Raw genomic sequence first — 7,695 nt, forward strand, 5'->3', positions numbered from 1 at the left:
AGCCAGCGCCAAGCGTGAACGTTCAACGCTTTTCAGGGTAATGTGTCCAGCATGGGGCCAATCCCTAAATCGTTCGACAACCGCAGCCATGCCACAGGTGTTGGCGGTGAGGTAGGGCGTGTCGATCTGGCCAACGTTGCCTAAACAGACAATTTTGGTATTTCGACCCGCTCGGGTTACCAGTGACTTCAGTTGTTTGGGGGTGAAGTTTTGCGCCTCGTCAATAATCAAGAACGTATCGTTTAAGGTACGCCCACGCATAAAGCTCGGTGCGCGAATCTGTACCCTAGAGCCAATTAACTGCCGAGTAGCACCATTATCCCAGCTAGATTCCCCTTCTTCATTACGCAACAGGTTGTCCATATTGTCGTGGAAGGCACCCATCCACGGCGACATTTTCTCCTCTTCGGTGCCCGGTAAAAAACCGATATCTTCGCCCATGGGTATTGGCGCACGGGTAAACACAATGCGCTCAAATAGTTTGGCGTCCAGTGTTTGCTGGAACGCTGCAGCGAGTGTCATAAAGGTTTTGCCGGTGCCTGCATTACCAGCAATGGTGACCAGATCAATGTCCGGGTCCATCAGCAAATTGAGGGTGAAGTTTTGGCGACTGTCGTGAGCATGAACGCCCCATACGCCCGCATGGTGACGGTAGTTGGTAAGTAGCTGTAGTCGGGCAGATGACGGTGAAAGCTCACGGACAATGGCTTCAAACTCAGCGCCATTTTCGCTATCGGACACCAGCATGCCGACATGCCAATGGCGAGGCATGTTGCCACTTAGCTGATAAAAGGTGTGGTGGTCGACACGTTCAACGGTGACCTCGACATTGAGCGCTTCCCACAGCGAAGCACCATCCTGTCCGGCAGTGGCGTAAACCTGTGCGCCTTCAATCATGGCATCGCTGTCAGAATAGGCGCGATCATTCAGGTAATCTTCCACTGGCACTTTTAGCGCGGCAGCTTTTACCCTCAGGTTGATGTCTTTAGTGATCAGGATGACGGAAGCATCCGGACGCTCATCGCGCAACCGGCAAGTTTCCGCCAGAATGCGGTTGTCGGGGTTGTCATCAAGGGAGTCGAAGGGTTTAAGGTCGTTGTAGCACAAAAAATGTAGGCGGCCCGATTCACCACTGATGCGGGGAATAGGAATGCCTTTCTGGATTTCGTCGAAGGTGACCTGATTGGTTAAGTCGGAAAGCGTGCGGCTAATTTGCCGCGCTGTGCGGGCAATCTCTCTGATGCCGTTTTTATGCTTATCTAGCTCCTCGAGTACAGTCATGGGGATAACGACGTCGTGCTCATCAAAGTGGTAGAGCGCGGCGGGGTCGTGGATAAGGACATTCGTGTCTAGGACATACAGCCTAGTCGCTTTCTTATCGAGTCGTACCATCGTGGAAACTACTCCTTAGTTGACGGCAACATCGACACTGGCAGATGCACTTTACGCTTAGATGACACTCACCTGTGCCGGTTCTCTAGCGTGTCCTTTTGATCTCCTTATGTAGCACTTTTTTACAAGTTCCTTAATAGAGTGGAAGGCATAAGCAATTTTTTCCAATGCTCTATTTCAACGCTATTACAAAGCATCAACGGGTAGTGCCTAAAAAGCGTGACACCTTCGTTAGCAGCGCGGTGGCGACTACGCCCAGGCTTTCACCCTCTACGTAGCGATAATAGTGGCTGTCCAGGGCGAGATCATGATTTAACGCGCAAAGCTGATGGCTTTCTATGGCTTCTTTCACCAATGGGTAGGGTAGTAGTGCCCAGCCAGTGCCATTGATAGCGGCATCGCGAATGACCTCGAACATGGTCAGCCCGAGGTAATTTGTCGAAAAAAGTGCCTCACTGACTAGCTTATCGCCCTGCTCATAGGTTAAGCACACCTGGGTATATTGGGCGAGATCATCGCGGGTAACGCTGGGCAAGCGGCTTAGCGGGTGCGACGTTGCCGCTACTAGGCACATGCTCACCGGTGCAAGATTACTGGCATTTACGTCGGCACCTTCAGCGGTATACAACCCAAAGGCGATATCAACGGTTTGGCGAAGGACGAACTGTGGGTGCTCTTGAGGAGGCAATAAATATACCGAGATGGCCGTAAGCGGATAGCGCTGCTTTAAATCGTGCATGACTTGTCGCCAAAATGCTTCGGGCAACGCATCATCCCTGGCAATGCACAGCTGGCTTTCTACGCCTTGCAGGTGCTGTTGGCAGTGTTTTTTGATTCGGCTGGCACTTGTCAGCAGTCGGTAGCAGTCTGGCAGCACGCTTTCACCTACCGCAGTGAGCTGTAGGCTATTGCCTGAACGCTCGAACAGCACGACCCCAAGACTATCTTCCAAGGCATTAACTGTGGCGCTTAGCGTGCTGCGTTTTATCCCTGTGTGTCGCGCGGCCGCCGCAAAGGAGCCATGTTCAGTAACGTCAATAAACGCCTGCACTTGTTCTGCGCGCATGGGTTACTCCATTGAGAGCCAAGAAAGTTGGCGCTGAGCGATTGGTGAAACGTTAGTGTACTCACTATGATGCGTTGGGTTTAACACACTTTACTGGAGTATTTCGCGTGACCCCCTTTGTCGCCGAGCGCCGTGCGCTCAGATTTTCTGCTGTCTCTGCCAGCCTGTTTGCCTTTACCGGCCTTGCACTCGGGCTTGCCAGTGGATCAATTACTATTTTATTCGATAGTGGCTATTCGCTATTAAGTTTAGTGCTGGCGTCGCTGTCGTTGTTTGCGTTAAAGCAGGCGCGCAAACCGGCAGATAATCATTACCCCTTTGGGCGGCTGACCGTAGAGCCGTTGGCTGTGCTGCTTAAAGGCGTAGTGATCGCGTTAGTGTGCCTGTTCTCAATGGTGTCTGCTGTGTGGAGTCTTGCGCAAGGCGGGCGGCTGGTAACGTTAGATCTTGCGTTGATGTTTGGCGTGGTGAATGTGGCAGGCTGTTTACTGACTTGGTGGTGGTTGAGCCGTTATGCCCGAATTGCGCGCTCATCACTGCTAGCTGCCGAGCTGCGTCAGTGGCAAATGGACACATGGCTGAGTGCCGCTGTGATGCTGGGCTTTGCGCTCACATGGGGGTTAATGCTGACCCCTTGGGCTCATCTGGCGCGTTTTGCCGATCCTGTGATGGTGCTGATTATCGCCGGATACTTCTTGCCGATGCCTATTCGCATGATGCGTGGCGCGCTGCGCGAATTGATGTTTGGCGAGCCGTTGGGTAGCGTTCGCCAGGACGTAGTACAAGAGGTGGCAGACTTCGATATTGCCAATGACGACGTGCGTTTAGCTCAGGTTGGTAGCTTCTTAATGGTTGATATTCAACTGGATATGCAACAAATCAATGATGCGGAGGAGATTGTTGGAAGTGTAGAACAGCACTGCAAACAGCGTAATCTGCGTGCAGTGACCAGCATTACATTGGTAACTTAATTTATTAGCAGCAGAATAGGCAGCAGTGACAGCGCTGCCTCAACCTGAGCCGTTGCCGATAGGCGTTTAGTCGTTTGCTCTCTTTTGAGGCTTACCTTTGCGCTGGGTGCTTGCCATCTCTTCAAGTTCCTCTTTGCTCATTGAGTCATACATGTCTTTAGAGGAATCATAAAGTTCACTAGGCTTTGTTTCACCACGCTTGGCAGAAAGCGCCGCTCCCGCAGCTTTCTGCTGTGCTTTGGAAGTTGCTTTCATAGGTCGACTCCTGTCAGTTGACTTCCTTAAACCAATCACGGTATTAAGCTTAGCAGAGAGAAGTGTCCTTTCCAGACGAGCTGACGATGTTAACTTAAGAGAATTCCATGACACCGGCGATTAATAGCGCGAAACACGCGGGAATTGCGTTTCAGATCCATGAGTATCAACACGATGCTGCTGCGCAATCTTACGGGCTGGAGGCAGCTGAAAAACTGGGTGTTGCCGCTCAGCAAGTGTTTAAAACCTTGGTAGTTATCCTGGATGGTAAGCAGTTGGCAGTTGGTATTGTACCGGTCACCAGCCAACTGGGATTAAAGCAAATTGCTAAAGCGGCAGGGGCGAAAAAAGCGTCAATGGCGGCGCCCGGTGACGTGGAACGGACCACGGGGTATGTGCTTGGTGGTGTTAGCCCGCTGGGCCAGAAAAAGCGTCTGCCTACGTTTATCGACGATTCGGCGCAGACATTTTCGACACTGTATGTAAGTGCGGGGCGACGTGGGCTGGAGATTGAGCTTGCTCCGAACGACTTAGCAGCGTTATGCCAGGGGCGTTTTGCAGCGCTAGCAACGACTCTTTCCTAATCTCTGATCTACTATTTATGGGACTAGCAACCACTCATCTATAGGGCTAGCAACCACCCATGTTGTACCGTTCGCCTATCCTTGCCAAGGCATAGATTGGCGCTTTCTGGTATGGTGCTCCACATTATAGGTTTGCTGGGCAATATAGCCCCTTCAGGATAATTTTGTGTCTGACACTTCTTTTGCATCGCTGGCGCTCTCTCCTGCGCTTTTAAGCAACTTAGATTCCCTTGGCTATCACGCAATGACGCCTGTGCAGGCGCAAAGCCTGCCACCGATGTTGGCGGGGCGTGATGTGTTGGCTCAGGCCAAAACGGGGTCGGGGAAAACCGCTGCCTTTGGCTTGGCACTGCTGGCTGAGTTACGTGTAGAAGCATTTGCTGTACAGGGCCTTGTGCTGTGCCCCACCCGAGAGCTCGCCGACCAGGTGGCCGAAGAGCTACGCCGTTTGGCGCGTGGGTTGCCCAACGTTAAAGTGCTTACCCTATGCGGCGGAGCGCCGTTTGGGCCGCAGTTAGGCTCCTTGGAACATGGTGCGCATATTGTCGTGGGCACGCCGGGACGTATCGACGAGCATTTGCGCAAAGGCTCGTTGACACTGGGGTCGCTTACTACCTTGGTACTTGATGAAGCCGATCGTATGCTCGATATGGGCTTTCAAGACACCATTGATGCGATCATTGATGAGACCCCAGCTGATCGCCAAACGCTGCTGTTTAGTGCGACATTCCCAGACGATCAGGCTTCAGGCGGCCTGACTGCTATGACCCGCGGCATTATGCGTGAGCCAGTGATGGTCAAAGTGGCCGAGGTTCATGATGCCACTACTATTGATCAACACTTCTATGACGTTGCTAATGAAGAGGCGCGTTTCGCGGCCCTTCAACAGCTACTACTGGTTTATCGGCCAGCGACCAGCGTGGTGTTCTGCAACACTAAACGCGAAACTCAGGCAGTGGCTGAGCAACTGGTGGATGCCGGCTTTAGCGCCGTGGCGCTCAACGGCGACTTAGAGCAGAAAGATCGTGATCGTCGCCTAATTCTGTTTGCTAACCAAAGTGCGTCTATTCTAGTAGCAACGGATGTTGCTGCGCGCGGTTTAGATATTGCTCAGTTAGATGCGGTGTTTAATTATCAGATTGCCCGTGAGCTTGATGTCCACGTGCATCGAGTAGGGCGAACCGGGCGCGCAGGGGCTAGCGGCATTGCCTGTACGCTGGTCACACCTAAGGAGCATTATCGGCTGGAGCGGTTGGAAGGCTTGCTAGAACAACCGATTACCACCGAACCCTTGCCCAAACCCCAGCATTCAGTGCCATTTGAACCGCCTATGGCAACACTGCAGTTGGCGGGTGGTAAGAAAGACAAACTGCGCCCGGGGGATATCCTAGGGGCGCTAACCAGCGAAGGTGGCCTGCGTGGTGATCAAGTAGGCAAAATTAAAGTGCTGGCCCGCAGTGCCTATGTGGCAGTGGAGCATGGGGCTGTTCAAAAAGCCCAGGCCAAACTTGAACGTGACAAGCTTAAAGGGCGTGCTTTCCGCGTCCGCCGTATTCGCTATTGATCGATTAATGATTGTGCACAGATAGTAAAGAGGAGCCGACGCAGCTAACCATGAAAATCCCTAAGCGATTACAGCCCCTGGTCGATGATGGAATGATCGACGAGGTGCTGGTGCAGTTAATGAGCGGTAAAGAGGCGCAGGTGTATGTCGTGCGCTGCGGTGAAGAAGTACGTTGTGCCAAGGTCTTTAAAGAAGCTAAACAGCGTAGCTTTAAACAGGCCGTGCAATACCAAGAAGGGCGCAAGGAGCGCAATAGTCGTCGTTCGCGCGCCATGGCCAAAAAGACTCGCTACGGTCAAAAAGAGCAGGAGCAGGCGTGGCTGAATGCGGAAGTCGATGCGCTATATCGTCTTGCTGCCGCTGATGTGCGTGTGCCTGAGCCACATGGTTTTGTTGATGGCGTACTGCTCATGGAAATGATCAGCGATGCCGAGGGAAACGTAGCGCCACGTTTAGACGAAGTGACCCTAACCGAGGAGCAAGCGCTGCGCTATCACGCCAAAGTGATTCAAGACGTAGTGCGAATGCTGTGCGCAGGTTTGATCCATGGTGACTTGTCTGAATTCAACGTGTTGGTTGATGCAGAAGGGCCGGTGATTATCGATTTGCCCCAGGCGGTGGATGCGGCGGGTAACAACAGCGCGGCGGCAATGCTAGAGCGCGATGTTGATAATATGCGTGCCTACTTCGGTCGTTTCGCCCCCGAGCTACTGACTACCCACTACGGTAAAGAAATGTGGGCTTTATATGAAGCAGGCAAGCTACACCCTGATAGCAAGCTGACTGGCCACTTTGAGCTTGATAGCCACATAGCCAATGTCGATGAGTTATTGGAAGTAATTGATGATGCCATTGAGGAAGAGGCTGATCGTCAGGCGCGTATGCGCGGTGATGATGACGAAGATTAATGTTTAATAGGGCATGGCTTTTATTGTAATGCTAGCCATGCCCTAGATTGGAAAGTTGTTTAACGCTTTCTTACTAGCTCCTTAGTATTTCCTCTGCTTCGCTTAATATATTCTCGATCGTAAAGCCGAAATGTTTGAACAGTTCGCCCGCAGGTGCAGACTCACCGTAGGTGGTCATACCGATAACACGTCCATCCAGGCCAACGTACTTGTACCAGTAGTCGGCATGGCCCGCTTCGATCGCAATCCGTTTGGTGACTGCTTTGGGCAGTACACTTTCACGGTATTCCGCGTCTTGGCCATTAAAACAGTAGGTTGACGGCATGGAAACCACGCGCACTGCTTGGTGACTGCCTTGGGCAGTACACTTTCACGATATTCCGCGTCCTGGCCATTAAAGCAGTAGGTTGACGGCATGGAAACCACGCGCACTGCGTTACCTTGCTGTTCTAGTTCTGCTGCGGCGTCCATGGCAAGCGATACCTCAGAGCCAGTGGCAATCAAAATCAGCTCGGGCGTGCCGTCACTGTCTTTCAAAATGTAGCCACCACGCTGAATGGCCGCTAATTGCGCCTTGGTGCGTTGCTGATGAGGCAGGTTCTGGCGCGAGAGCACTAACGCGGCCACTGTCTTTCAAAATGTAACCACCACGCTGAATGGCTGCTAGTTGCGCCTTGGTGCGCTGCTGGTGAGGCAGGTTCTGGCGCGAGAGCACTAACGCGGTGGGGCCGGCATGGCGCTTCACCGCTGCATCCCAGGAAGCCGCTGTTTCAACCGCATCACAGGGGCGCCATGTGTTCAGGTTAGGCGTTGTGCGCAGGCTGGTCAGCTGCTCAATCGGCTGGTGGGTGGGACCATCTTCGCCCAGACCAATAGAGTCATGGGTAAATACATAAATGGCTTGTTGGCCCATCAGCGCGGCCATCCGCACGGCGTTACGCATGTATTCCATGAA

Annotated in this window: 7 protein-coding genes and 1 pseudogene (1 of these 8 only partly in view); 4 read left to right on the forward strand and 4 right to left on the reverse strand. The window is 52.7% G+C overall.

Annotation, left to right across the window (positions count from 1 at the left end):
• On the reverse strand, positions 1-1,392 hold a 1,392-nt coding region (locus INT22_RS15140; protein WP_193068506.1), incomplete at its 3' end, for a PhoH family protein.
• A 196-nt stretch (positions 1,393-1,588) separates the two neighbouring features.
• Entirely contained in the window at positions 1,589-2,458 is an 870-nt protein-coding gene (locus INT22_RS15145; RefSeq protein WP_038477383.1) for a LysR family transcriptional regulator, read from the reverse strand.
• A 107-nt stretch (positions 2,459-2,565) separates the two neighbouring features.
• Between INT22_RS15145 and INT22_RS15150 the strand changes: the two genes are divergently transcribed.
• Positions 2,566-3,429, forward strand: a complete 864-nt coding sequence (locus INT22_RS15150; protein WP_193068507.1) for a cation diffusion facilitator family transporter — start codon at positions 2,566-2,568, stop codon at positions 3,427-3,429.
• 66 nt (positions 3,430-3,495) lie between these two features.
• Here INT22_RS15150 and INT22_RS15155 read toward each other — a convergent pair whose 3' ends face one another.
• On the reverse strand, positions 3,496-3,684 hold the full coding sequence (locus INT22_RS15155) for a DUF3008 family protein (protein ID WP_193068508.1): 189 nt from the start codon (positions 3,682-3,684) through the stop codon (positions 3,496-3,498).
• Between the two features lie 107 nt (positions 3,685-3,791).
• Between INT22_RS15155 and ybaK the strand changes: the two genes are divergently transcribed.
• The 3 genes from ybaK (at position 3,792) to INT22_RS15170 (ending at position 6,740) form a co-directional block, all read left to right on the forward strand.
• On the forward strand, positions 3,792-4,268 hold the full coding sequence (ybaK, locus tag INT22_RS15160) for a Cys-tRNA(Pro) deacylase (protein ID WP_193068509.1): 477 nt from the start codon (positions 3,792-3,794) through the stop codon (positions 4,266-4,268).
• Positions 4,269-4,434: 166 nt separating this feature from the next.
• The gene (gene dbpA, locus INT22_RS15165; RefSeq protein ID WP_120386514.1) at positions 4,435-5,832 is read left to right on the forward strand and encodes an ATP-dependent RNA helicase DbpA; all 1,398 of its coding nucleotides are present in this window, start codon (positions 4,435-4,437) and stop codon (positions 5,830-5,832) included.
• A gap of 50 nt (positions 5,833-5,882) precedes the next feature.
• On the forward strand, positions 5,883-6,740 hold the full coding sequence (locus INT22_RS15170; RefSeq protein ID WP_095603924.1) for a PA4780 family RIO1-like protein kinase: 858 nt from the start codon (positions 5,883-5,885) through the stop codon (positions 6,738-6,740).
• 73 nt (positions 6,741-6,813) lie between these two features.
• On the opposite strand, the pseudogene tkt reads toward INT22_RS15170, so the two are convergent.
• Positions 6,814-7,695, reverse strand: a pseudogene (gene tkt / locus INT22_RS15175) (transketolase) (it continues 1,326 nt past the right edge of the window).

Origin of the sequence: Halomonas sp. 3D7M (assembly GCF_014897885.1) — a bacterium.
Taxonomy (GTDB): domain Bacteria; phylum Pseudomonadota; class Gammaproteobacteria; order Pseudomonadales; family Halomonadaceae; genus Vreelandella.